This window comes from Candidatus Palauibacter sp. (assembly GCF_965261555.1).
GTDB lineage: Bacteria > Gemmatimonadota > Gemmatimonadetes > Palauibacterales > Palauibacteraceae > Palauibacter.
Window position 1 is genome coordinate 2432658 of the sequence record NZ_OZ253465.1, and the last position, 21409, is coordinate 2454066.

21 protein-coding genes are annotated in these 21409 nt (G+C 69.2%); 7 read left to right on the plus strand and 14 right to left on the minus strand.

Translation table 11 applies throughout. The features are described 5' to 3' along the window. Positions 1-41: 41 nt before the first annotated feature. The 8 genes from ACQY5G_RS10470 to ACQY5G_RS10505 form a co-directional block, all read right to left on the minus strand. The gene (locus ACQY5G_RS10470) at positions 42-2408 is read right to left on the minus strand and encodes an aerobic carbon-monoxide dehydrogenase large subunit (protein ID WP_428273738.1); all 2367 of its coding nucleotides are present in this window, start codon (positions 2406-2408) and stop codon (positions 42-44) included. Then, on the minus strand, positions 2408-2926 hold the full coding sequence (locus tag ACQY5G_RS10475) for a (2Fe-2S)-binding protein (protein ID WP_428273740.1): 519 nt from the start codon (positions 2924-2926) through the stop codon (positions 2408-2410). The genes ACQY5G_RS10470 and ACQY5G_RS10475 overlap by 1 nt, the downstream gene beginning before the upstream one ends. Before the next feature lie 4 nt (positions 2927-2930). Further along, positions 2931-3869, minus strand: a complete 939-nt coding sequence (locus ACQY5G_RS10480; RefSeq protein ID WP_428273742.1) for an FAD binding domain-containing protein — start codon at positions 3867-3869, stop codon at positions 2931-2933. Beyond that, a complete protein-coding gene (locus tag ACQY5G_RS10485) occupies positions 3866-4333 on the minus strand; it encodes a CoxG family protein (protein WP_428273744.1) in 468 nt (155 codons plus the stop codon). The genes ACQY5G_RS10480 and ACQY5G_RS10485 overlap by 4 nt, the downstream gene beginning before the upstream one ends. Positions 4334-4338: 5 nt before the next feature. Continuing rightward, a complete protein-coding gene (locus ACQY5G_RS10490) occupies positions 4339-4635 on the minus strand; it encodes a HigA family addiction module antitoxin (RefSeq protein ID WP_428273746.1) in 297 nt (98 codons plus the stop codon). 65 nt (positions 4636-4700) lie between these two features. After that, the gene (locus ACQY5G_RS10495; RefSeq protein ID WP_428273748.1) at positions 4701-5729 is read right to left on the minus strand and encodes an XdhC family protein; all 1029 of its coding nucleotides are present in this window, start codon (positions 5727-5729) and stop codon (positions 4701-4703) included. Continuing rightward, positions 5726-6346: a nucleotidyltransferase family protein gene (locus ACQY5G_RS10500; RefSeq protein WP_428278683.1), complete on the minus strand. Its 621-nt coding sequence runs from the start codon at positions 6344-6346 to the stop codon at positions 5726-5728. Before ACQY5G_RS10500 ends, ACQY5G_RS10495 begins: the two co-directional genes overlap by 4 nt. A 64-nt stretch (positions 6347-6410) precedes the next feature. After that, positions 6411-7343, minus strand: a complete 933-nt coding sequence (locus ACQY5G_RS10505; protein WP_428273750.1) for a DMT family transporter — start codon at positions 7341-7343, stop codon at positions 6411-6413. Positions 7344-7512: 169 nt separating this feature from the next. Between ACQY5G_RS10505 and ACQY5G_RS10510 the strand changes: the two genes are divergently transcribed. Then, positions 7513-7974, plus strand: coding sequence for a nucleoside deaminase (locus ACQY5G_RS10510; RefSeq protein WP_428273752.1), 462 nt, complete (start codon positions 7513-7515; stop codon positions 7972-7974). Here the strand turns inward: ACQY5G_RS10510 and ACQY5G_RS10515 are convergent. From ACQY5G_RS10515 to ACQY5G_RS10540, 6 genes are all read right to left on the minus strand, one after another. After that, a complete protein-coding gene (locus ACQY5G_RS10515; protein WP_428273753.1) occupies positions 7971-8738 on the minus strand; it encodes a hypothetical protein in 768 nt (255 codons plus the stop codon). The two genes, ACQY5G_RS10510 and ACQY5G_RS10515, sit on opposite strands and share 4 nt — an antisense overlap. Before the next feature lie 326 nt (positions 8739-9064). Continuing rightward, positions 9065-10150: a carboxypeptidase-like regulatory domain-containing protein gene (locus ACQY5G_RS10520; RefSeq protein ID WP_428273755.1), complete on the minus strand. Its 1086-nt coding sequence runs from the start codon at positions 10148-10150 to the stop codon at positions 9065-9067. A gap of 164 nt (positions 10151-10314) precedes the next feature. Further along, positions 10315-11493, minus strand: coding sequence for a carboxypeptidase-like regulatory domain-containing protein (locus ACQY5G_RS10525; protein ID WP_428273757.1), 1179 nt, complete (start codon positions 11491-11493; stop codon positions 10315-10317). A 4-nt stretch (positions 11494-11497) separates the two neighbouring features. Further along, complete coding sequence (locus ACQY5G_RS10530; protein WP_428273759.1) at positions 11498-12691, minus strand: 6-bladed beta-propeller; 1194 nt, start codon at positions 12689-12691, stop codon at positions 11498-11500. Positions 12692-12786: 95 nt separating this feature from the next. Further along, positions 12787-13227 carry a hypothetical protein gene (locus tag ACQY5G_RS10535; protein ID WP_428273761.1) on the minus strand — a complete coding sequence of 147 codons (441 nt, stop codon included), beginning with the start codon at positions 13225-13227 and terminating at the stop codon, positions 12787-12789. 23 nt (positions 13228-13250) lie between these two features. Beyond that, positions 13251-14120, minus strand: a complete 870-nt coding sequence (locus ACQY5G_RS10540) for a hypothetical protein (RefSeq protein WP_428273763.1) — start codon at positions 14118-14120, stop codon at positions 13251-13253. A gap of 416 nt (positions 14121-14536) precedes the next feature. Between ACQY5G_RS10540 and ACQY5G_RS10545 the strand changes: the two genes are divergently transcribed. From ACQY5G_RS10545 to ACQY5G_RS10570, 6 genes are all read left to right on the plus strand, one after another. Beyond that, positions 14537-14854, plus strand: a complete 318-nt coding sequence (locus ACQY5G_RS10545; protein ID WP_428273765.1) for a hypothetical protein — start codon at positions 14537-14539, stop codon at positions 14852-14854. A gap of 114 nt (positions 14855-14968) precedes the next feature. After that, complete coding sequence (locus ACQY5G_RS10550; RefSeq protein WP_428273766.1) at positions 14969-15709, plus strand: ABC transporter ATP-binding protein; 741 nt, start codon at positions 14969-14971, stop codon at positions 15707-15709. 9 nt (positions 15710-15718) lie between these two features. Further along, a complete protein-coding gene (locus ACQY5G_RS10555) occupies positions 15719-17143 on the plus strand; it encodes an ABC transporter permease subunit (RefSeq protein ID WP_428273768.1) in 1425 nt (474 codons plus the stop codon). A gap of 1 nt (position 17144) precedes the next feature. Further along, positions 17145-18575: a DUF3526 domain-containing protein gene (locus tag ACQY5G_RS10560; RefSeq protein ID WP_428273770.1), complete on the plus strand. Its 1431-nt coding sequence runs from the start codon at positions 17145-17147 to the stop codon at positions 18573-18575. After that, positions 18576-20024 (plus strand): ABC transporter permease, encoded by a 1449-nt coding sequence (locus tag ACQY5G_RS10565; protein ID WP_428273772.1) that lies wholly within the window; start codon positions 18576-18578, stop codon positions 20022-20024. It abuts the gene before it with no gap. Beyond that, on the plus strand, positions 20021-21397 hold the full coding sequence (locus ACQY5G_RS10570; RefSeq protein ID WP_428273774.1) for a DUF3526 domain-containing protein: 1377 nt from the start codon (positions 20021-20023) through the stop codon (positions 21395-21397). Before ACQY5G_RS10565 ends, ACQY5G_RS10570 begins: the two co-directional genes overlap by 4 nt. Positions 21398-21409 lie beyond the last annotated feature (12 nt).

The window sequence follows — 21409 nt, forward strand, 5'->3', positions numbered from 1 at the left end:
GCTCTGCGGGGCAACCTGGCAACCGGATCAGACGGTTACCCTTATTCGGCGACTCCCTTCTCGTTCAGGACCTCCCACACCTTGTCGGGGGTGATAGGGATGTCCAGGTGCGTCACGCCCAGGTGCGCCAGCGCGTCCACGACCGCGTTGGCGATCGCGGGCGGCGCGCCGACCGTGGCCGACTCGCCGACGCCCTTGGCGCCGAGCGGATGGTGGGGTGACGGCGTGATCGTGTGGCCGGTCTCCCACGCGGGGGTCTCCATGGAGGTCGGGACGAGGTAGTCCATGAACGAGCCGGCGAGGTTGTTGCCGTCCTCGTCGTAGGGGATCTCCTCGAACAGGGCGGGGCCGATGCCCTGGGTCAGGCCGCCGTGGATCTGCCCCTGCACGATCATCGGGTTGATGATGTTGCCGCAGTCGTCCACCGCCACGAAGCGGCGCACCGTGACCTCACCCGTTCCGCGGTCGATGTCCACGACGCAGATGTACGTTCCGAAGGGGAAGGTGAGGTTGGGCGGGTCGTAGTAGTTCGTCGCCTCCATCCCCGGCTCCATCCCCTCGGGGAGGTTCGTGTAGGCGGCGAAGGCGCAGTCCTGGATCGTGACGGACCGGTCGGGCGCGCCCTTCACGGAGAACTTCCCGGGCTCCCACTCGAGGTCCTCCTCGCTCACCTCCATCAGGTGGGCGGCGATCTTCGCGGCCTTGTCGCGGATCTGGCGGGCGGCCATTGCACCCGCGGCCCCGGCGGTCGGGGTCGAGCGGCTGGCGTAGGTGCCCAGGCCGTACGGGGCGGTGTCGGTGTCGCCCTCCTCCACCTGTACATGCGCGGCGGGGAGGCCGAGTTCCTCGGCGATGATCTGCGCGTAGGTCGTCTCGTGGCCCTGGCCCTGCGACTTCGTGCCGAAGCGGGCAATCGCCTTCCCGGTGGGGTGCACGCGCACCTCGGCGGAGTCGAACATCTTGATGCCGAGGATGTCGAAGTCCTTGGACGGACCCGCGCCCAGCACCTCGGTGAAGCTGCACACGCCGATCCCCATCAGTTCGCCGCGCTCGCGCTTCTCCGCCTGCTCCCGGCGCAGGTCGTCGTAGCCGATCATCTCCTTCGCCTTGTCCATCGCGGCCTGGTAGTCGCCGCTGTCGTACTCCCAGCCGAGCGGCGACTCGTAGGGGAAGGCCTCCTTCGGGATGAAGTTCTCTTCGCGCAACTGTGCCGGATCCTTCCCGATCTTGTGCGCCAGCGTGTCCACGACGCGCTCCATGCAGTGCACGGCCTCGGTCACGCGGAAGGAGCAGCGGTAGGCGACGCCGCCCGGGGGCTTGTTCGTGTAGACCGCGTCCACCTCGGCGTAGGCCTGCTCCATGTCGTAGGAGCCGGTGCAGATGGAGAAGAGGCCCGCCGGGAACTTGGACGGCGCGGCCTGGGCGTCGGAATAGCCGTGGTCGGCGAGCGTCTTGATGCGGAGCCCGCGGATCTTCCCGTCGGCGTCCGCCGCGATCTCGGCGTCCATGTGATAGTCGCGCGCGAAGGAGTCCGCCTGGAGGTTCTCCATCCGGTCCTCGATCCACTTGACCGGCTTGCCGAGGACGACGGAGGCCGCGATCGCGACGACGTAGCCGGGATAGACCGGCACCTTTCCGCCGAAGCCGCCCCCGATGTCCGGCGACACGACGCGGATCTTCTCCTCGGAGAGTCCGACGTGTCCCGCCACGAGCGCGAGCACGGTGCGGATCGCGTGCGGGGCCTGCGTCGTCATGTAGACGGTGAGGTGGCCCTCGACGGGGTTGAAGTCGGCCACGCAGCCGCACGTCTCGATCGAGGCCACGTGGATGCGCGGCACGTGCATGCTTTCGCGCACGACGACGTCCGCCTCATCGAACACCTTGTCCGTCGCCTCCTTGTCTCCCGCCTCCCAGTGCCAGATGCGGTTGTCCGTCTGGCCTTCCTTGTCCGTGCGGAGGACGGGCGCGTCCTCGTCCAGCGCTTTGAAGGGGTCGATGACGGGCTTCATCGGCTCGTAGTCGACCTCGACCGCGGCGACGCCGTCGGCGGCCGCGTAGCGCGAGGTGGCGATGACGGCGGCGACCTCCTGTGCCTGGTACATGACGGTGTCCGTGGGGAGCACCATCTGGGTGTCCGACATGAGCGTCGGCATCCAGTGCAGGTTGTACGCCTCGAGGTCCTTGCCCGTGAGGACGGCGAGGACGCCGGGGACTTCCAGCGCCTTGCTCGAGTCGATGCTCTTGATCTTCCCGTAGGCGATCGGGCTGCGGACGATGTCGAGCCACAGCATGCCGGGGAGGACGATGTCGTCGATGTAGTTGCCTTTGCCCTGCAGGAAGCGCGGATCCTCCTTGCGCTTCATGGAGTGCCCCATGCCGCAGATGTCGGCGGAAGTCTTCGGTGCCATCAGCTGTCCTCCCCGTCGGTCGCGGCGTTTGCGGTTTCGGCGGCGGCCGCGCCCAGCTTGTCGGCGGCGTACTGGACCGCCTTCACGATGTTCACGTAGCCGGTGCAGCGGCAGAGATTGCCGGAGATGGCCTCGCGGATCTCGGCTTCGCTCGGATTCGGGTTCTCCTCGAGGAGGGCCGCGCCCGTCATCAGCATGCCGGGCGTGCAGAAGCCGCACTGGAGGCCGTGCTTCTCCCAGAAGCCCTCCTGCAGCGCGTGCATGCCGTCGGCGCCGGCGAGTCCCTCCACGGTCCCGACCTCGGCGCCGTCGGCCTGCACGGCGAGGACGGTGCACGACTTCGTCGGCTTCCCGTCGAGCAGCACGGTGCAGGCGCCGCAGTGGGTCGTGTCGCACCCGATGTGGGTGCCGGTGAGCCGCAGGTCGTCGCGGATCAGGTGGACGAGGAGCGTGCGCGACTCGACCTCGGCCGCGTGCGCCTCGCCGTTCACGGTGACGGATATCTGATGTGTCGCCATCGCTCTACCCTCCGGCCCCGGCGCGCGCGAGCGCCTTGCGGATGGCCCTCGCCGTGAGCACGCGAGCCATGTTCCTCTTGTATTCGACGGAGCCGCGCCGGTCTTCCACCGGTTCGGTCATGTCGGCGGCGGCCTGGGCGGCGGCCGCGATCACCTCGTCGGCGTCGGGCGCGCTCGTGATCGCGTCGCGGATCTTCTCGATGGCGCCCCGCAACCCGCCTGCCGGCACGAAGTCTGCGCCGAGGAGCGTCTCTTCGGCGGCCGTCGCGCGGATGGGGGCGAAGCCCAGGTTCGTGAGCCCGACGCCGGCCTTCGTCACCTTCCCGTCGTCGTCCAGCGTGAGCTGCACGGCGGCGCCCGCCACGGCGTAGTCGCCCACCTTGCGCTCCAGCTTGACGTAGGCGCCGCCGCTGCCCGCGGGCGGCACCGGGATATGGAGTTCGGTGAGGATCTCGTCCTCTCCCAGGGCGGTCATGAAGAGGCCGTGGAAGAAGTCGTCGATGTCGATCGTGCGCTCTCCGTTCGGCCCGGTCGCGACGACGTGGGCGCGCAGCGCGAGCATCGTCGCCGGGTGGTCGTTCGCCGGGTCGCCGTGCGCGATGTTGCCGCACACGGTGGCGCGGTTGCGCACGAGCGGGTCCGCGATCACGCGGGCGGTGTCGAGCAGGATCGGATAGCGCTCCGCCACGGCCGCGGATTCCTCGAGCTGGGTCTCGGTCACGAGCGCGCCGATCCGGAGGCAGCCGTCCCGCTCCTCGATCGTGTCGAGCCCGGGGATGCGGCCGATGTCGATGATGTTCGCGGGCCCGGCGAGGCGAAGCTTGAGCATCGGAAGGAGGCTCTGGCCGCCCGACATCACCTTCGCGTCGTCGAGTTCGCCGAGCAGGCCGAGCGCCTCGTCCAGTCCGCCCGGCGCGTGGTAGTCGAACTGCGGGGGGATCATGGCCCTGCCTCCTTTGCCTGACTCTCAAGCGCGCGCGTGAGTCTTCCGACGAACTCCTGCAGCATCCGTTTCGACACGACCTGGGTCATGCCGCGGCCGAGTTGGGCGAGGATCCCGGTGACCGTCACCTCCGAGTCCATCGTGACCTCGGATCCGCCATCGGCGAGCGCCGCCACCCGGCTCTTCATCGTCATCTCGGCGGTGCCCATTCCGGCCTTGCCCTGGCCCAGCGCCCGGATGACCGCGGACCGCTCCTCTTCGTTCAGTATGAAGGATACGGTCCCGGTATAGGCTGCCACGAGGGGTCCCACCTTGACGGTCATGCCGCCCTCCCACGTGGTGTCGTCGATCTGCTCCGTGATTTCAGCCCCGGGCAGGAGTTCCGAGAGCTGCCGCGGGTCGGAGAGAATCGCCCACACATCCGCGGCGGGCGCGTCGATCGTGAACCCTTCCTCGATCTTCATTGGCTTTATGCCGTCGGCTGGGGTTGGTATCGCTCGACGTTGATGCGGTCTTCGCCTTTGCGTGCCTGCACGAGGTCGTAGCTGCTCTGCCGCCGCAGCCAGAACTCGGCATCGGACCAGCCCGCCTTCTCCAGCCGGATGGCCATCTCCGGCGAAATCGCCGCGTGGCCGTTCAGGACGCGTGAGAGCGTGTGACGGGCGACGCCGAGCACCTGGGCCGCCTCGGTGACGTTCAGGCCGAGAGGGTCCAGGCAGTTCTCCCGGATGCTGCGACCGGGATGCGGGGGATTCTTCATCGCCATGTCCACTGCCTCCGTTAGTGGTAGTCGACCAGATCGACATGACTGACGTCGCCATCTCCGGGGTCTCACGAGTGATCCGCTACAGGGCGCGAGAGATAGAGTTCGGGCGTCGCGTCGAAGCGGCTGCGGCAGCCCTCGCAGCAGAAGTAGACGGGCTCGCCCTCGAAGACGGACGATGGGGCTCCCGCCACCGCGACGGTCATCCCGCACACGGGGTCCGTCGCCTGCGCCGCGTTCGCCCGCTCGTCGCGCGGGGCTTCGTCCGTGGACTCGTCGCCGGACTCGATGGCCTCCGGCTCGTCCGGTGTCGCCTCGAGTTGGACGATCTCCGCGAGGATGCTCACCGCGATCTCCTCGGGGCTCTCGGCTCCGATATCGAGGCCGGCCGGGCCGCGCACGCGGGCGATCTGGTCGGCGTCGAGCCCCTTCGCGGCCAGCACGCGGCGGACTTCCTCCATGCGGGTGGGGGAGGCGATCACGCCGAGATAGTCCGGCGCGGCGGCCGCCAACTCCGCGAGCGAGCCCTCGTCACGCCGTCCCATGGTGGCGACGACCCCGTACAGCTTCCATCCGCGGGGGCGTTCGGCGTAGCGGGCCGCGGTCTCGGCCAGGTCCTCGACGACTTCATCGGCCACCTCGGCCAGCGTCCCATCCGGAGCCCCGTCCGCGGGGACCTCGGCCACGGTCGTATATCCCATCCCGCCGCCGAGGCGCACGAGCGCGACGGCGACGGGCGAACTTCCCGCCACGATCAGGATGGGGGCCGGAAGAACCGGATTCACGTGCACTTCCACCTTCCCTCCGCTGCTGCAGGACATGGGGACGGGGACCAGGTCGTCGGGCCGTCCGGGACTCGACCCGAAGGCGAGGAGCCGGGGTTCGCCCTCATTCAGGGTCTCCAGCGCGTGGCGGATCACCTCCGACCGGGTGCAGCTGCCACCGATCCAGCCGTGCATGGCGCCGTCCGCCGAGATCAGCGCCATGTTGCCCGGCTTGCCGCTCGTGGGGCGCTCGCTCCGCACGACCGTGGCGAGCGCGTAGGGCTGCCGCTCGGCCGTCAACCGCGCCGCGAGATCGAGCAGTTCGCGCTTCACGCGGGATCCCCGGAGGCGACGGCCGCAAACTCTCGCCGCACCGACTCGTATTCGTCGGGCCGGTCGAGGTCCCTGAGCCGCTCGGCGGGCCAGTCCACGTGGATCGCCCGCTCGTGGTGGCGGCGGACGACCTCGCGCCCGCACCCCGCCCGCATGCGGGAGATTTCGCCGAAGAGGCCGCGGCCGTAGAGGATGGGCGGCGCGTTCACCTCGCCGTAGCGCGACACGACGAGCGGGGCGTCCGTCTCCGCGTAACGCTCCACCAGCGTCCGCACCATGCGCGCGGTCACGAAGGGCATGTCGGACAGCATCACGACGGCAGCCCGGCAATCCGCCGGCACCGCCGCAACGCCGCAGGCCACGGACGTCTGGATGCCGGTCTCGTGATCGGGATTGAAGGTCGTCGCGCAGTCGAGATCGGCGACCTCCCGCTCGACGGCCTCCCGGAAACGTCCCGTAACGAGGATGACGGGGTCGAGGCCGGCCTCACCCGCGAGGCGGACGGCACGGCGCACGAGCGTCTCCCCGTCGACGTCCAGCAGGAGCTTGTTGCGCCCCATGCGCGTCGACGAACCGGCAGCCAGCACGATCCCCGCTACTCCGCGCTCGTCGGACATGATTTGCAAGGTAGGTCGCCGCCGGAGCCCGTCGCGAGACCGGCGTCCGGCGGAAGAAGCCGGCTTACGGCACGCGACGGCGCCGGCGGCCGGCGAAGCCGCGCGCCACGGCGACGCCCGAGAGGATGACGGCGGCGCCCCCCAGTTGCTGCGGCGTGGGCGTCTCTCCCAGCCACATCCAGGCCGTCGCCAGCGCGATCACCGGGACGAGGTTCTGGTACACCGCCGTCCGGCTCTGTCCGATCGTCTTCATGCCCCGCGACCAGAGCAGGTAGGCGATGGCGATCCCGAAAACCCCCGTGTACGCCGTCGCGAACCAGATCCCCGGCGGGACCGAACGCCAGTCCACACGCATCAGATCGGGGATGCCCATGACGATGATGACGGGAAGGGCGGCCCAGAGCGTCCACGCCGTCACCTCCAGCGCCCCCCGGCGTTTCGTGATGCGCCGTCCGAAGACGGTGAAGGAGGCCCACGAGAGCGCGGCCCCGAGGACGAGCAGGTCGCCGAGACCCGCGCCTCCGACCTCCTGCGTCCCGCCCGTGATGAGGATCGCCATGCCGGCGAGCGTTGCGACGACGCCCAGAAGGATCGCGGGGCTAAACCGCTCCCGCCCGAGCGCGGACGCGATCAGGAGCACCCACACGGGACTCGTGGAGAGAAGCAGCGCGGCGTTCCCCGTCAGCGTCAGGTCGATCCCGTAGATGAAGGCGGCCTGGAAGATCACGTGTCCCACCACGCCGAGTCCAAGGATCCGCACCCACTCGCTCCGCGGAGGGAGGACCGGGCGCCTCTTGGCCCGGAGGAGGAACCAGACCGCCATCGCCGCGAACGGGAAGCGGAGGGCGTTGAACGCGAGCGGTTCGAATTCCCGCAGGACGACCTTCACGACGGAGAAGTTGATGCCCCAGATGATCGCCGTCGCCATGAGCCCGAGGTCGACCGTGAGCTCGCCCGCTCGCCGCCGGGACGGACGGCCACTCGAAGAGTTCGTCAATCGCGCTCACCGCGGGCTTTGAGGACGGGGGATCCCCGGCCGACAGCCGGGGACGGGACCGGCTGAGTATATTCCGGGAGTGCTCCGGGAGTCGACCGCCGTGCGGCGACCGGCCGGAATCGAGCGCAGGCGCCTTGGCGAAACGAGCGTCGTGATGGATGACGAATTCATGAAATTCATGCAGCGGGCCATCGACCTGTCCGAGCGCAGCATGGAGGAGGGCGGCGGGCCGTTCGGCGCCGTCGTCGTGAAGGACGGCGAGATCGTGGCGGAGGGGACGAACCGGGTCACGCTGGACAACGACCCCACGGCCCACGCCGAAATCCGGGCGATTCGAAAGGCCTGCAATCTTCTGGGCACGTTCGATCTCGGCGGCTGCGAGATCTACGCGAGCTGTGAACCGTGTCCGATGTGCCTGGGAGCGATCTACTGGAGCCGGATCCGCCGCGTGTACTACGCCAACACCCGGGAGGACGCGGCCGCCATACGGTTCAGCGACGAAGACATCTACGAAGAAATCGCCAGGCCCCCGAACGAGCGCAGCCTCGTGTCGCTCGTGCGGGTCCCCTCCGACCGGGCGCGCGACGTCTTCGACCGCTGGACCCGCAAGCGGGACAGGACCCCGTATTAGTCGGTCCTGTCAGCGAGGAGGGGACGCACAAAGTCGGACACGAACCGTGCGAGAAGCTGTCCGCGCGACATGGCCGCCAGCGGACCGAGCCTGCGGCCCGGCCACTCCTTCGATTGGCGGTGGAGCGTCTGACGAGAGACTCGCAACTCTCCGGCCACCCGGTCCCAGCCGAGACCGGACGACCGCAGCTGGTGGCCCCGGAGTATCACAAGCGCGCGAAGGAACCGCGCCAGGGTCGTGCGGCCCCCCACACTCTCCCGAAACTGCTGAGACAGCGTAACGGGGGAGGAGCCAACCACCGACGCCAGCTTCCGTACGCGGCGAATCGGTCGGTCCGTAGCCACCCGGAGTCCGTGCGCCAAGGCTGACCGAAGAGAGGGGGGCAGCGTCGATTCCTCTATCTCCCCGGCCAGGCGGAGAATATGATCCACTCCGCGCGCGGCGCGGATCGCGGGGCCGAGCTCGCTCTGGAGATCCTCGAACCAGACGACGGCGGACACCTTGATGCCGCTTAGCTGGAGCGCCACCTCGGGTTCGGAATCCGTCACGACGATGATGGGAACTCCGGCCCAATCCCGCTTGATCTTCCCCAACGGCCCGACCCACCGTGCCAGATTTCGCGCGCGGGAACCTAGGATCAGGCACTCGACATCGTCGTCGCCTGGCAGACGCTCGACATCATTGACTATGCGGACGGGCCAGTTATCGACTGCATCCTCGATCAGGGTGGCGTCGTGCGAGGATTCCACTATGATCTTGATCATTCCGAACTCCGAACTTCCGAACTCCGAAAGGGGGCTTCCTTTCGCGGACCGGCCGGCGACCGGCTGCGACGAAAGTCGAACCTGGCGCTACAGTGGGGTTTGTTTGGATGTCATATATTGAGTAGTGACTTTCAAAGACAGTACATCAATAACTTATTTTCCAAACCCAGAGTTGATCGTGTCGAAAAGAGTGTGCAATTGTTGCGTTTCAGCCTGTTCCACTTCTTCCGGTATGAATACTCGTTGAAGCTTGGACTTTGCCTTGCTCATGGCGGTACAGTCTCGAGCGTCTCCCGGAACCGGTGCGGGGGACGACGGATCCCGGGTCATCGCGGAGAACCGTCGGTGCGGCGGAACAACGCAAGCACCTCGCCTCGGGATTCAAGGGGCACTGCAATGGGCAAGACGTTGGTCCCCGTGCGCGGGTGCGAGAAGGAGCGAGAAGCGAGGCGCGGCGTGAGCATTCGCCACTCGCGGATCAGCCAACGATCACTGGCAACACGCTCGAAGCGAAGTTGCCCCCCGAAACGAGACTCCTGGATGCGGATGGTGCCAATGCTGGCGCGGCGGCCAGGCAAACGACGCTCGTGGTCATCCCGTAGCGGCTCAACCAGATGTCGCCGGAGGAACGGTCGCAGCGACGTGTAGTGGAACGCCAGTTCCCGGGGTTCGTTGGCGACAGTGTCGATCCACAGCACGCCGGTCACGTCGACGACCTCCCGGCCGGGCCTCGGCTCGAACGCCAAGCCAGCCAGAGCGCCATCATCGACCTCGTCATCCGCCGCCCGGCTCAGGCAGTGCGTCGCGAGGAAGCCCGGCGACGCCAGCGCGCCACCGTCCGGGGCGTAGAAGGTCGTCATGGAATCACCAACGATGTCCGCGTACCCGTACACCTCCAGGTGTCCCGGCGAGGCGTTACTCAACGCCTCCGTGACCATGACGGTCACGGTGTCCTGTGTATAGCGGAACCTGCCTCGTCGCCAGATCCGGATCGGCCGTTCCAACCGCACAAGCAGAGAGTCGCGAGTCTCTGCGGTGGACATTGAGTCCAGGATGGGGAGGGCTGACTCGTAGAGTTCGAACGCGAGCCTCCGCTCCTCGGGCGTCGTCGGACAGTCGTTCTGCTCCGTGACCATCAACTCCGGGAGCGGGATCGGCCGCACCGGGATCTCGAGGCGCAGCGGGCCGGGCGCCTGCGCGGAGTCGATGCGGATCGGGCCGGAGGTCCACGAATCGTAGCCGATGCGCGATACCCGAACGCGGTACGTGCCCACCGGCGGCAGCGGCAGGCTGAACGCGCCGCTGGCGTTCGACAGCGTCTCCCACGCGACGACGCCTTCGCCGTCCACGAGCGCCACGACCGCCCCGTCCACCGGCGCGCCGTCGCCCTCTGACACAGTTTGTCCCGTCATCCGAGCCGTCGACTCCTGCGCCGCCACCCAAGGCGCGAGCGTCGCGAGCCCCAAGCTCGCGGCGAGGACCGCACGGACCAACGCGTACGGGACAGTCACTGCGAGCTTCGCCCGGCGGCCTCGAGGGCCTTCCGGAATCCGCGCGGGGGACGACGGATCGCGGGTCATCGCGGAGAACCGTCGGTGCGGCGGAACAACGCAAGCACCTCTCCTCTGTACTCGAGCGGCACCGCGATGGGCGAGACGGAGCTCCCCGTGCGCGGGGCGCCGAAGCTGCGAAAGGAGAGGCGGGGCCTGAGTATCCGCCACTCGCGGATCAGCCAACGATCACCGGCGACACGCTCGAAGCGAAGTTGCCCTCCGAATCGGGACTCCTCGATGCGGATGACGAGAATCCTGACGCGGCGGTCTGGAACACGACGCTCGTAGTCAGCCCGTAGCGGCGGAACCAGATGCCTCTCGAGGAACGGCCGCAGCGACGTGTAGTGGAAGGCCAGTTCCCGCGGTTCGTTGGCCACCGTGTCGATCCACAGCACGCCCCTGACGTCCACGACCTCTCGGCCGGGCCTCGGCTCGAACCCCAGCCCGGCCACCGCATCATCGGCTTCGTCGTCCGCCGCCGGGCTCAGGCAGTGCGTCGCGAGGAACCCCGGCGACGCGAGGGCGGCGCCGTCCGGGGCGTAGAACGTCGTCATGGAGTCATCAACCACATCCCCGTATCCGTACGCCTCCAGGTGTCCCGGCGACGCGTTGGGCAGCGCCTCGGAGACCATGACGGTCACGGTGTCCCGAACACGGCGGAACCCGCCTCGTTTCCAAATCCGGACCGGCCGCTCCATCCGCACAAGCAGAGAGTCGCCAGCCGCGGCGGTGGACATTGAGTCTAGGATCGGGAGGACGGACTCGTAGAGTTCGAACGCGCGCCGCCGTTCCTCGGGCGTCGTCGGACAGTCGTTCTGCTCCGTGACCATCAACGCCGGGAGCGGCACCGGCTGCACCGGGATCTCGAGGCGCAGCGGGCCGGGCGCCTGCGCGGAGTCGATGAGGATCGGGCCGGAGGTCCACAAATCGTAGCCGATGCGCGCCGCCCGCACGCGGTACGTGCCCACCGGCGGCAGCGGCAGGCTGAACGCGCCGCTGGCGTTCGACAGCGTCTCCCACACGACGACGCCGTCACCGTCCACGAGCGACACGACCGCCCCGTCCACCGGGGCCCCGTCGCCCTCCGACACGAGGGTCCCTGCCAGGCGAGTGCCCGGCTCCTGCGCGGCGACCATGGGCGCAAGCACGGCGAACGCGAAGGTCCCGGCGAGGGCCGCGCCGATGCGGGCGTACCGAGTCACGCCGTCATCCGTCGGCGCGTTGGACCCGCAGCACCTGAACCGCAGGCACGCCGAACGCGTCGCGCACCTCCGCCCACACCCGGTCCCTGCTTACCGCGAGCACTCGGCTGCCCTCGGGGGCTGCCACGTGCGACACGTCTCCTGCGCCGCCCTCGCCGGAGACGACGATCCACTCGTTCGACCCGCCGGACGGGTTGTAGAGCTGAAACCACATGCCACCCTCCCGGTCCATCAGCACGCCCTCATCGACGATACCCCGCCCCCGGTTCTCGACCGGTGGGTGGTGGCCGGGTGCATCAAGCGCCTCAAGCACCGCTTCGACCCCCGACGCCCGGCTGGGGAATACGCCGAGTTCGACCATCCGCTCCACCGGTCCGAGCTCCTCGGCCCACGCCCGGATCTCGCCAGCATCCAAGCGGCGTGGCTCATACGAAACCTGAACGGTGTCCACAATACCGTGCAACACGTCGTGCCGTTCTGCGACGAAGAACGCGGGCGAGCCTTCCGGCCTCGGTCGCCGGATGACTGCGACGCGCCTCCCGCTGGGGCCCACGACAATCATGTCGCTGTGAGAAAACGGATTGCGCAGTTGCAGGCTGCCGTCGCCCGTCGGTACCGGGGCCGCGACGGACCGGTCCCGGAGGTCCAAGAGCGCAAGCGAAGCGCCTTCCGGAGGGGCCCCGCGCTCGACGCGAAATGCGAGCACCTCCGCCAGTACGTCCCTCTCCGCCCACCTGAAGGCCATGATGCTATGGTTCGCCAGCGCCGCGAACGGTCGCACGATCTCGCCGCCCGCCGTCGCGGCATCCCATGTGGCCAGCCCGAAGTCAGCCAGACTCTCCCCGGTCGATGCATCGTAGAGGTTGACGCGGCGCCGCGCATCCGCGACCCACAGCGTGTCACGTCCGAGCAGCCCGAGACGCCACGGCGAGAGCAATTCGCCCGGACCTTCGCCCCGCCGACCGATTTGCTGCCGGAAGGCCCCGTCCGGGCCGAACGCCAACACGCCCTCCGTCCGGGCATCGAGCATGTAGATCGAACCGTCCGCCACCGGGACTAACTGCTCGATGTACGTGAGGGGCACGCTGTCGGGGACCGCCAGGCGGGACACCTCGACGAGCGTGTCGCGACGCTCCTGGGCCGGGAGGTTTGCAGCCGCGGCGAGAACCGCCACGGCGGGAAGTACCACCTTGATCATTGATCCAATCTCCTGTCTGTACCTCGGGGCCGCCGAGGACCGGAGGACGCACCGGGCCTCGCTCTCCTCCGGTCATCGGCAACGCCCGAGCGGCCTCAGATCACGATCGACTCGGTCCGGCGGCGCATGTCCTCCGCCTCATCGGAACCGTACGACCTCGCCACAATTCGGCTCCTGCAGTCCCGCACGTGCCCCGTCTGCAAATCCCTTGCCTCAAGTCCCCGAGACGCCGAAGACGCGAACGTTCGCTCCCGCAGCAGCGCCCCGTCGGCACCTGCGTCGTCGAACGAGATCCGCGGATCGCAGAAATCGCGTCCCCACGAAACGCACCAATCCACTCCCCCCCACTCGCCCCAGACGCATATGTCGTTTACGCCCGGCCCTCCCTCGTCGCACTCACCCGAAAACATGCCACAGCTTAGGCAGAATTCTATTCCAGTATCCGGCTGTGCCTGCGCGTTGTTGGGCGTCAGGGCCTCGACGCCGAGGATGATCGCGGCGGCGATCATCCAGTTCGAGATCTTCTTCGTCAGCATACCTTTGCTCCTTGGTTTCGGGTTCACTTCCTGGCCCGGTGGGGTTGCCAAGTCCATTCGTAGGTGAGGATCTCGACGCGGTCCGTCCTGCGGAGGGCCAGTAGTTGCCGCCGGTTCGGCGCGGTGTCGAGAATCCCGAACGGAACGTCGATGACCCGTCGGCGTTTGAACGCGCCCGACGAGTCGTAGAAGACGAGGTCGCGCCGGTCCGATGCGAGATCGGCCAGCACCTGCACGAAGCCCGAGTCGAGCGCGAACACACCCGTCCCGATCCACGGGTCGTTCCCGTAGTAGGACTCGTTCCCGGCTGGCACGCGCCCAGCTGCCGTGGGGTTGTCGCCGTCCGCTGCGGTCGACCAGGCGAACGGAAACTGGCGGGACGAGACGATGATGCCGCGCGGCCCGCTCGACACGGATATGACCGCGCTGTCAGACCCTGCGATCGGGAGGCCGACGTCGGACGTGGAGAAGGGCGTCGCGAAGGGTGTGCCGCCGCCCCTCACGAGCGAGACCCGCGTCGTCGCGGTTCCGTTGGGCACGCCGGGTCCGGTCGCGCTCGCGGCCACCCAACCGCTCGCGTCGCGGGCCATGGGCAGGCTCGGGTCGGGGCCGCCCCAGGCTGTCGCGCGGCAATGCCCGTCCGCGAAGCGGATGAGCCGCGGCTCTTCCTCGCCCTGCACCCCTCCGTCGATGATCTCGATGGCGGGCGCCCGGCCGGCCGCCGGGGCGATCACGAACGCGGCTCCGAGCGGCGCGCGGACCCTCTCCGGGCACACGGCGCGCACCTCGTCGTGGCGGGTCGTTGCGATCCAGACGGTATCGCCACTCCAGAACAGGCTGGCGTCCCCTCGCGGAGACAGCGCGCCGCCGCGAACGACGACGTGCGCTGGCATTATGTGCCTGCCGGACTCCGTCATCACCAGACGGCTCTCCTGCGCGGATACGCCCCCGTTTACCGCGATCCACGCCGTGCAGCAGATGGCGATCAGACCTGTGTGTGACGCCGCACGCGATCGGTGCATGTCCCGCTAACCCGCTCCCTGTCATGGCCTTGCGATCCACGTTGGAATAGATCGGCTCTCACGAAGAACTAACCGAAGGCCACATGAGGCTCGGAACAATGTCAAAACCGATGGCTGGGTGTAACAAAAGTGATGGTCGGCCTCGGCTCGCCTTGCCGGGGGTCGCCCGCCTCGCGCTGCCCCGTGGGCGGCTCAACGTTGACCGGGACCGGTGCGTTCTCTAAGGTGCCGCCGCCGCGGCCCTTCGGGCCGGCTGGCGCGCCGATTCGCGGGACGGAAGGGGAGCCATGGCAGACCAGGCCGGTGCCGGACGATCGAGGGGCGCTGCGCGCCTTCTGTCTGGAGTCCTGGTCGCCCTCTCGCTCCTCGTCGTCGGCATCGCGGAGGGTTCGCATGAGCACGACGACGCCGCCGATTCGCCGGCGGAGTGTGCCATATGCGAGTTGTCGCACAAGGCGGAACCCGTCCTGTCCCCGGCGACGCTGCGCCTCGAGGAGCCCACGCTCGTGCAGGCTCCCGCGCTCCGCGGACAACGGCTGAATGTCGGGGCCGTCCATTTCTCCCCTCACCGCAGCCGCGCGCCTCCACTTCCCATCTCTCTGTAGCGAAGAGTCTGTAGCGAAAGCCCCTCCGCCGAGCCGGAGACATCCGGAGACCGGCAAGGAGATTGTCGACGCCTGCGCCGGTGACGGCGCGGCAAACGCGAGAGATGGAAACCCATGCAGACCGCCGAATCGGGTGCAGGGCACACGCCCCTCCTCGAGGCCCGAGGGCTCAGCAAGCGCTATGGCGCGACGCAGGCCCTCGATGCCCTCGACCTGGCCATCGAGCCGGGAGAGGTCTACTGCCTCCTCGGCCCCAACGGGGCGGGGAAGACCACGACGATCAACCTTTTTCTCGGCTTCGTGTCGCCGTCGGGAGGCCAGGCCCTGGTTTCCGGGCTCGACGTGTCCACCCACGACCGTGAGACGAAGCGCCGGCTCGCCTACATCCCCGAGCAGGTGATGCTGTACCGCAACCTCAGCGGTCTCGAGAACCTCGAGTACTTCGCCGCTCTGGGCGGGAAGGGGTCGCTGGGGCGCGAGCGGCTCGCGGACATCCTCGTCGAAGCCGGCCTTGAGCGCGACGCGGTCGGCCGCCGCGTGTCCGAGTACTCCAAGGGCATGCGGCAGAAGGTCGGGATCGCGATCGCCATGGCCAAGGAAGCCGACGCCCTCCTGCTCGACGAGCCGACGTCCGGTCTCGACCCCAAGGCCTCCAACGAGTTCTCGGCCCTGATCGAGCGCCTCAGAAATCGCGGCGTCGCGGTGCTCATGGCGACGCACGATCTGTTTCGCGCCAAGGAAACCGGGACGCGCATAGGAATTATGCGCTACGGAAGTCTGGTCACGGAGATGGGCACGGACGAGATCGGCCACGCGGATCTCGAACGCGTCTACCTGGAACACATGCACGACTAGGAGGCGTCGATGATCAGGCACAACATCCGCCACATCGTCCGCAAGGAATTCACCGACGTACTCCGGGACGGCCGCTTCCGATGGTGCTCCGTCCTGGTGGGCGCGCTGCTGCTCGTCTCCCTGGGCCACGGGTGGGTCCAGGCGCGGGAGGCGCAGCGGGAGCACGCGGCCGCGCAGGCGACGGCCCGCGAGCACTGGGAGACGCAGGGCGAGAAGAACCCCCATTCCGCAGCCCACTACGGCATCTATGCGTTCAAGCCCCGCCTGGCGCTGTCCTTCGTGGACGAGGGCGTGGACCCGTACACCGGGACATCGGTGTGGCTCGAGGCGCACCGGCAGAACGACTTCCTGTTGCGCCCGGCCCAGGACGCGACGGCGGCCCAGCGCATCGGGGCCCTCACGGCGGCGCAGGTGCTGCAGCACCTCGTGCCCCTGCTCGTCATCCTGCTGACGTTCGGCGCGCTCGCCGGCGAGCGGGAACGGGGCACGCTGCGTCAACTCCTCGCGACCGGCGTCGGGCGGTGCGACCTCGCGCTGGGAAAGGCGCTGGGCATCGCGGGCGCGCTGGCGCTGCTGCTGGTACCGGCAGCGGCGGTGGGGGCGGCGGCCCTCGTCGTCGGCAGTCCGGGTCCGGCGGCATCCCCCGTGGCCCGGGCCGCGGTCCTGGCCGTCGTCTACCTGGTCTATTTCGCCGCCTTCGTGGCGCTCTCCCTGGCCGTCTCCGCCTGGGCCCGCTCGACGCGCACCGCGCTGGTGATCCTGCTGGGCGTGTGGGTCGTGAACGGGCTCGTGGCGCCGCGCGTGGCAGTGGACCTGTCCAAGTGGCTGCACCCCACGCCTTCCGCCCTGGAGTTCGCGCGCACGGTGGAACAGGAGATGGCCTCCGGCGCCGAAGACATCATCCCTCCGGACCGGGATGCGCTGGCCGAACGCCTCATGGCGCAGTACGGAGTCGAGCGGGTGGAGGATCTGCCGATCAACGACGTGGGTGCCTACCTCCAGGAGAGTGAGGAGTTCGGCAACCGGATCTTCGACCGCAACTACGGCGCGCTCTGGGATGCGTTCGAGCGCCAGGGGGCCGTTCACGAGATGATCGCGGTGGCGGCTCCGCTGCTCGCGGTGCGCGCGCTTTCCATGGGACTGGCCGGAACCGATGTCGAGCAGCACCGGCACTTCGCGAGCGCCGCGGAGATGTACCGCCGGGACCTGATGCGGCGGATGAACGGCGACCTCACCGAGAACTCCCGCAGCGGCGATTTCTCCTACCAGGCCGGATCCGAACTCTGGGAGTCGACGCCGCCGCTGCGGTACGACGCCCCGACGCTGGGCTGGGTGCTGGGCAACCGGATCCTGTCGCTCGTCGTCCTCGCGGGCTGGCTCGCGGGAACGATCCTGATCGCCGCGGCGCGCGTACGGCGCGCGGAGGTGGCGTAGGATGACCGCGCGCACCGTCATCCGTAACGAGCGGCGCCTGCTCATGGCGGACCGGCCGCTCCGGATCGCGCTCGGGCTCTTCGCGCTCCTGCTGGTCTACGCGCTGGCCAACGGGGTGGTCTGGACGCGCTTCCAGGAGCGCACCGCGGAGGTCGCTCAGGCGGGAAACGTCGAGCGTGCCCTCGCGATCGAGCAGGAACTGACCGACATCGAGAACGGCGCGGAACCGGCTTCGCGCTTCTCGGATCCGCGGCTCCCGAACGTGCTGGGCGGGGCGCGGGGCCGTCACACCGCCGTGCTGACGCCGGGGCCGCTCACGGCCCTGGCCGTCGGACAGAGCGACCTGCTGCCGTACTACTACGACGTCAACATCTACACGAACGAGTCGTCGTTCCAGCAGAACGGAGAGGTCGAGAGTCCCCTCAACCTGATGGTCGGGCGTTTCGATCTGGCCTTCGTCGTCGTGTACCTGCTGCCGCTGCTCGTGCTGGCCCTGAGCTTCAACGTACTCTCGGAGGAGCGCGAGCAGGGGACGCTGGCTCTGACCCTCTCGCAGCCCGTGTCGGCGCGGGGCGTCGTGGCGGCGAAACTCGCGTTCCGCGCCCTCCTGGTCGTGGGCATGGTGCTGGCCGTCTCGCTGGCCGGGATCGTCGTCGCGGGGGACTTCGACGCGCCCGGCCGGATCCTCCTCTGGTGCAGCGCCGTCGTCGCGTACGCGCTCTTCTGGTTCGTGCTCGCGGCGTGGGTGAACAGCCTGCGGCGGTCCTCCGCCTGGAACGCCACGGTGCTGGTCGGCGCGTGGCTGGTTCTGGTCGTCGTGCTCCCGGCCGCGATCAACATCGCGGCGGGCCTGCTGCACCCGCTGCCGTCGCGCGTGCAGATGGTCACCGCCCAGCGCGAGGCCTCGAACGAGGCCGTGAACCAGCGGAGCGAACTCCTCGCCCGATACCTTGAGGACCATCCCGAGATGGCCGAGGGCGTGGTGGCCGACGAGCCCGGCCTGGGGGCGCTCGCGTGGGCCGCCACCGATGCCGTCAACCGCCGCCTGGAGGAGGTGACGGCGGAACACGACGCGCGCCGCGCGGAACAGATCGCCCTGGTCCGCCGCTACCGCTTCCTCTCGCCCGCCCTCCTGGCCCAGGAGGTGCTCATCGACGCGGCCGGCACGGGAGACGCGCGCTTCGCCGCCTTCCAGTCGCAGGTACGCGTCTTCGCCGAGCGATGGCGGGAGTTCTTCGTGCCCGCGATCCTCGCCAGCGAGCAGATGAACGCGGGCGTCCTTTCCGATGTGCCGCAGTTTCGTCTCGCCGACGAAGCGTCCGCCGACGTCGTGCGCCGCGCCGGCGTTCCACTCTCGGTCCTGATCGGACTGCTCGTTCTGGCGGGCGCGGGCGCGGGGGTCGGACTCGGCCGGGTGCGAGGCGCCGACTAGGTGGGTCTCCGCAACGCGCTGCTCGTCGCCCGCCGGCAGGTGGGTGCGGTCCGCGAGGACCGGTACGTGGTTTTCCTGCTGGGGCTCGTCATCGCCCTCGGCGTGGTCGCGGTCCTCGGAGCCCGGCATCACGCGGCGAGCGAGGCGGAACAGCGCGCGCGCTACCAGGCGATGGTGGAGCGCCAGTGGGCGGAGCAGCCGGACCGTCATCCGCACCGGGTCATCCACTACGGGTTCCTCGTCTTTCGGGAGGAGGCGCCGCTTGCCTTCTTCGACCCGGGAGTCGGCGCCTGGGCGGGGACCTCGCTCTTCCTCGAGGGACACCGGCAGAACACCGCCAACTTCGGCGAGGCCCGGCACGCCACCGGGATGCTGCGCTTCGGCCGCCTCACGCCGGCGGCCGTACTCTCCCTCCTCCTGCCCCTGTTCGTGGTTGTCGCGGGCTTCGCCTCGGTGAGCGCCGAGCGGGAGCGGGGCACGCTTCGGCTCCTCCTCGCCCAGGGGGCGACGCCGGCCCAGATCCTCGCGGGCAAGGTGCTCGGCACGGGGGCGGTGGCGGCCATCGCCGCCCTTCCCGTCGGTCTCGCGACGGTGGCGATCGCCGGGTCCGGGGCCGTCGGTCCGGTCTCCGCCGGGCGCGTGGCCGGATTGGCGGCCACCTACGCGGCCTACCTGGCGGGCTGGGTGATGGTGACCGTCCTCGCCTCCTCCTTCCGGGCCTCCTCGCGGAGCGCCCTGGCACTGTTGATCGCGGTATGGGTCGCCCTTTGCGTCGCCGCGCCGCGCCTCGGAGCCTCCGTGGCGGGGGCGCTGCACCCGCTGCCCTCCCGCGCCGAGTTCACCCACCAGGTGGAACTGGCGCTGAACGAGGTGGGAGACAGCCACAACCCGCAGGACCCCTTCTTCCGCGCCCTTAGGGACGAGTACCTGGCGCGCTACGAGGTGGCGTCGGTCGAGGAGCTTCCCGTGAACTGGGGCGGCGTGGTGAGCCGGGAAGGGGAAGCCATCAGCAGCCGGATCCAGGACGAGCAACAGCGGGACCTGGTCGAAGGCCAGCGCCGTCAGGACCGGGTCCTCTCGTGGACGGGACTCTTTTCGCCCTATCTGGCCGCGCGGGACCTCTCCATGGCGGTATCCGGGACCGGTCCCGAGGCTGTCGAGGCGTTCCGAGCCCAGGCGGAAGCCCACCGGTACGACATCATTCAGCGCCTCAACGATCTCCACATCAGCGAGATCCGCTATGAGAACGACCGTGCGCAGCGCCTCTCGCGCGAGCACTGGGCGGAATTCCCGACCTTCGGGACGCGGCCGCCGCCACTCGGCGGGGTGCTGGCCGCCCGCTCCCTCTCGCTGTCCGCACTCGCCCTGTGGATCCTCCTGCCCCTACTGGGCCTCGGCCTGGCGCGGGGGCGGCTGGCGCGCGTGGGGGTGGAGCGGTCGGGCTCATGAAGGCCTGGCTTTGCCTGCTCAGGCTGGACACGCTGCGGCTGACGCGCTCCACGGGCGTCGCCGTCGCCGTCGTACTCTTCCTCGCCATCGGGATCTACGCGGCGTGGCGTGGCGGACGGAACATCGAGGCGGCGGCATCGTCCGCGGTCGCCGCGCAGACGGCCTACCAGGACCAGTTGGACTACCTCCTCTCCAGCTATCCCCCCACGACGGACGCGGGGGAGGTCCTCTACTACCTCGCCTTTCCGGCGCCGCAGCCGTCCCTGCCCCTTGCCGCTCTCGCGCGGGGCCGAACGGAGGTCGAGTCGGCGAGCCTGCGCATCCGGCTCCTGGCGCTCGAAGGACAACTCTACGAACACGAGACGGTGAACCCGACGCTGGCCGCGGCCGGAGATCTCGACCTCGCCTTCCTTCTCATCGGGCTCCTTCCCCTCTTCATCATCGCCCTCACCCACGACCTCGTCTCCAGCGAGCGGGAGGGGGGCACCTGGAATCTCGTCCGCCTCTTCGCCCGCCGGCGGCGCCTCCTCGCCCCGAAGCTCGCGGCGCGGGCCATACTCGTCGGCGTGGTGGTCGCGGTCCCGGTCGTGGTCGCGTGGTGGCTGGCCGGCTTCCAACTCGACGGTCGGGCCGCCTGGGCGGTCGCGCTCGTCGTCCTGCACACCCTTTTCTGGTTCGCGCTTTGCCTGGGGGTAGCGTCCGGGCGCCGGTCCTCCACCGCCAACGCCATGATCCTGGTGGGGACGTGGGTGGCGCTCACCCTCCTCGCCCCCGCGGCGCTCGGCCTCGCGAACGCGATCCTCCACCCGGTTCCGGAGGCGCTGGAACTCACCGTGCGCCAGCGGCAGGGGTATCACGAAGCGTGGGATCTGTCCAAGGCCGAAACGATGGAGGTCTTCTACGAGGATTACCCGGAGTGGAGCGACCGGACCGTCCCAGAGGACGTCTTCACGTGGGCCTGGTACTACGCCATGAACCACCGGGGCGATCAGGCCGCGCGCGATGCCTCGCGCGCCTACCGGGACGTACTGCGGGAGCGTGAGGACTGGGCGCGAAGGTGGTCCCTCCTCGTGCCGCCGCTCGCGGCCCAACTCGCCCTCGACCGTCTCGCGGCCACCGATCTGGGCGCGCAACTCGCGTACCAGGACGCCGTCCGCCGACACCATGAGCGGCTGAAAGCCCACTTCCAACCGCTCTTCTTCGACGCCGCGCCGATCGACGCGGTCGAGTGGGATCGGGTGCCCGACTTCGAGCCGGCCGCGCGGGAAGAAAGCCCGACGCGCGCCGGTTTCCCGGCTTCGGCCGCCCTCCTCCTGGCCTCGATCCTCGCACTCGCGGCGGGACTGCGGACCTCCGCCCCCCGCGCCGACTGACTTCCGGCCAGG

What these genes read in the sequence shown, in the direction of transcription:
- ACQY5G_RS10520 (WP_428273755.1), bottom strand. Translation starts at nt 10,150, where the DNA reads ATGACGGGACAAACTGTGTCAGAGGGCGACGGCGCGCCGGTGGACGGG.
- ACQY5G_RS10530 (WP_428273759.1), bottom strand. Translation starts at nt 12,691, where the DNA reads ATGATCAAGGTGGTACTTCCCGCCGTGGCGGTTCTCGCCGCGGCTGCA.
- ACQY5G_RS10475 (WP_428273740.1), bottom strand. Translation starts at nt 2,926, where the DNA reads ATGGCGACACATCAGATATCCGTCACCGTGAACGGCGAGGCGCACGCG.
- ACQY5G_RS10545 (WP_428273765.1), top strand. Translation starts at nt 14,537, where the DNA reads ATGGCAGACCAGGCCGGTGCCGGACGATCGAGGGGCGCTGCGCGCCTT.
- ACQY5G_RS10485 (WP_428273744.1), bottom strand. Translation starts at nt 4,333, where the DNA reads ATGAAGATCGAGGAAGGGTTCACGATCGACGCGCCCGCCGCGGATGTG.
- ACQY5G_RS10490 (WP_428273746.1), bottom strand. Translation starts at nt 4,635, where the DNA reads ATGGCGATGAAGAATCCCCCGCATCCCGGTCGCAGCATCCGGGAGAAC.
- ACQY5G_RS10560 (WP_428273770.1), top strand. Translation starts at nt 17,145, where the DNA reads ATGACCGCGCGCACCGTCATCCGTAACGAGCGGCGCCTGCTCATGGCG.
- ACQY5G_RS10470 (WP_428273738.1), bottom strand. Translation starts at nt 2,408, where the DNA reads ATGGCACCGAAGACTTCCGCCGACATCTGCGGCATGGGGCACTCCATG.
- ACQY5G_RS10480 (WP_428273742.1), bottom strand. Translation starts at nt 3,869, where the DNA reads ATGATCCCCCCGCAGTTCGACTACCACGCGCCGGGCGGACTGGACGAG.
- ACQY5G_RS10570 (WP_428273774.1), top strand. Translation starts at nt 20,021, where the DNA reads ATGAAGGCCTGGCTTTGCCTGCTCAGGCTGGACACGCTGCGGCTGACG.
- ACQY5G_RS10540 (WP_428273763.1), bottom strand. Translation starts at nt 14,120, where the DNA reads ATGCCAGCGCACGTCGTCGTTCGCGGCGGCGCGCTGTCTCCGCGAGGG.
- ACQY5G_RS10500 (WP_428278683.1), bottom strand. Translation starts at nt 6,346, where the DNA reads ATGTCCGACGAGCGCGGAGTAGCGGGGATCGTGCTGGCTGCCGGTTCG.
- ACQY5G_RS10510 (WP_428273752.1), top strand. Translation starts at nt 7,513, where the DNA reads ATGAAATTCATGCAGCGGGCCATCGACCTGTCCGAGCGCAGCATGGAG.
- ACQY5G_RS10515 (WP_428273753.1), bottom strand. Translation starts at nt 8,738, where the DNA reads ATGATCAAGATCATAGTGGAATCCTCGCACGACGCCACCCTGATCGAG.
- ACQY5G_RS10550 (WP_428273766.1), top strand. Translation starts at nt 14,969, where the DNA reads ATGCAGACCGCCGAATCGGGTGCAGGGCACACGCCCCTCCTCGAGGCC.
- ACQY5G_RS10535 (WP_428273761.1), bottom strand. Translation starts at nt 13,227, where the DNA reads ATGCTGACGAAGAAGATCTCGAACTGGATGATCGCCGCCGCGATCATC.
- ACQY5G_RS10555 (WP_428273768.1), top strand. Translation starts at nt 15,719, where the DNA reads ATGATCAGGCACAACATCCGCCACATCGTCCGCAAGGAATTCACCGAC.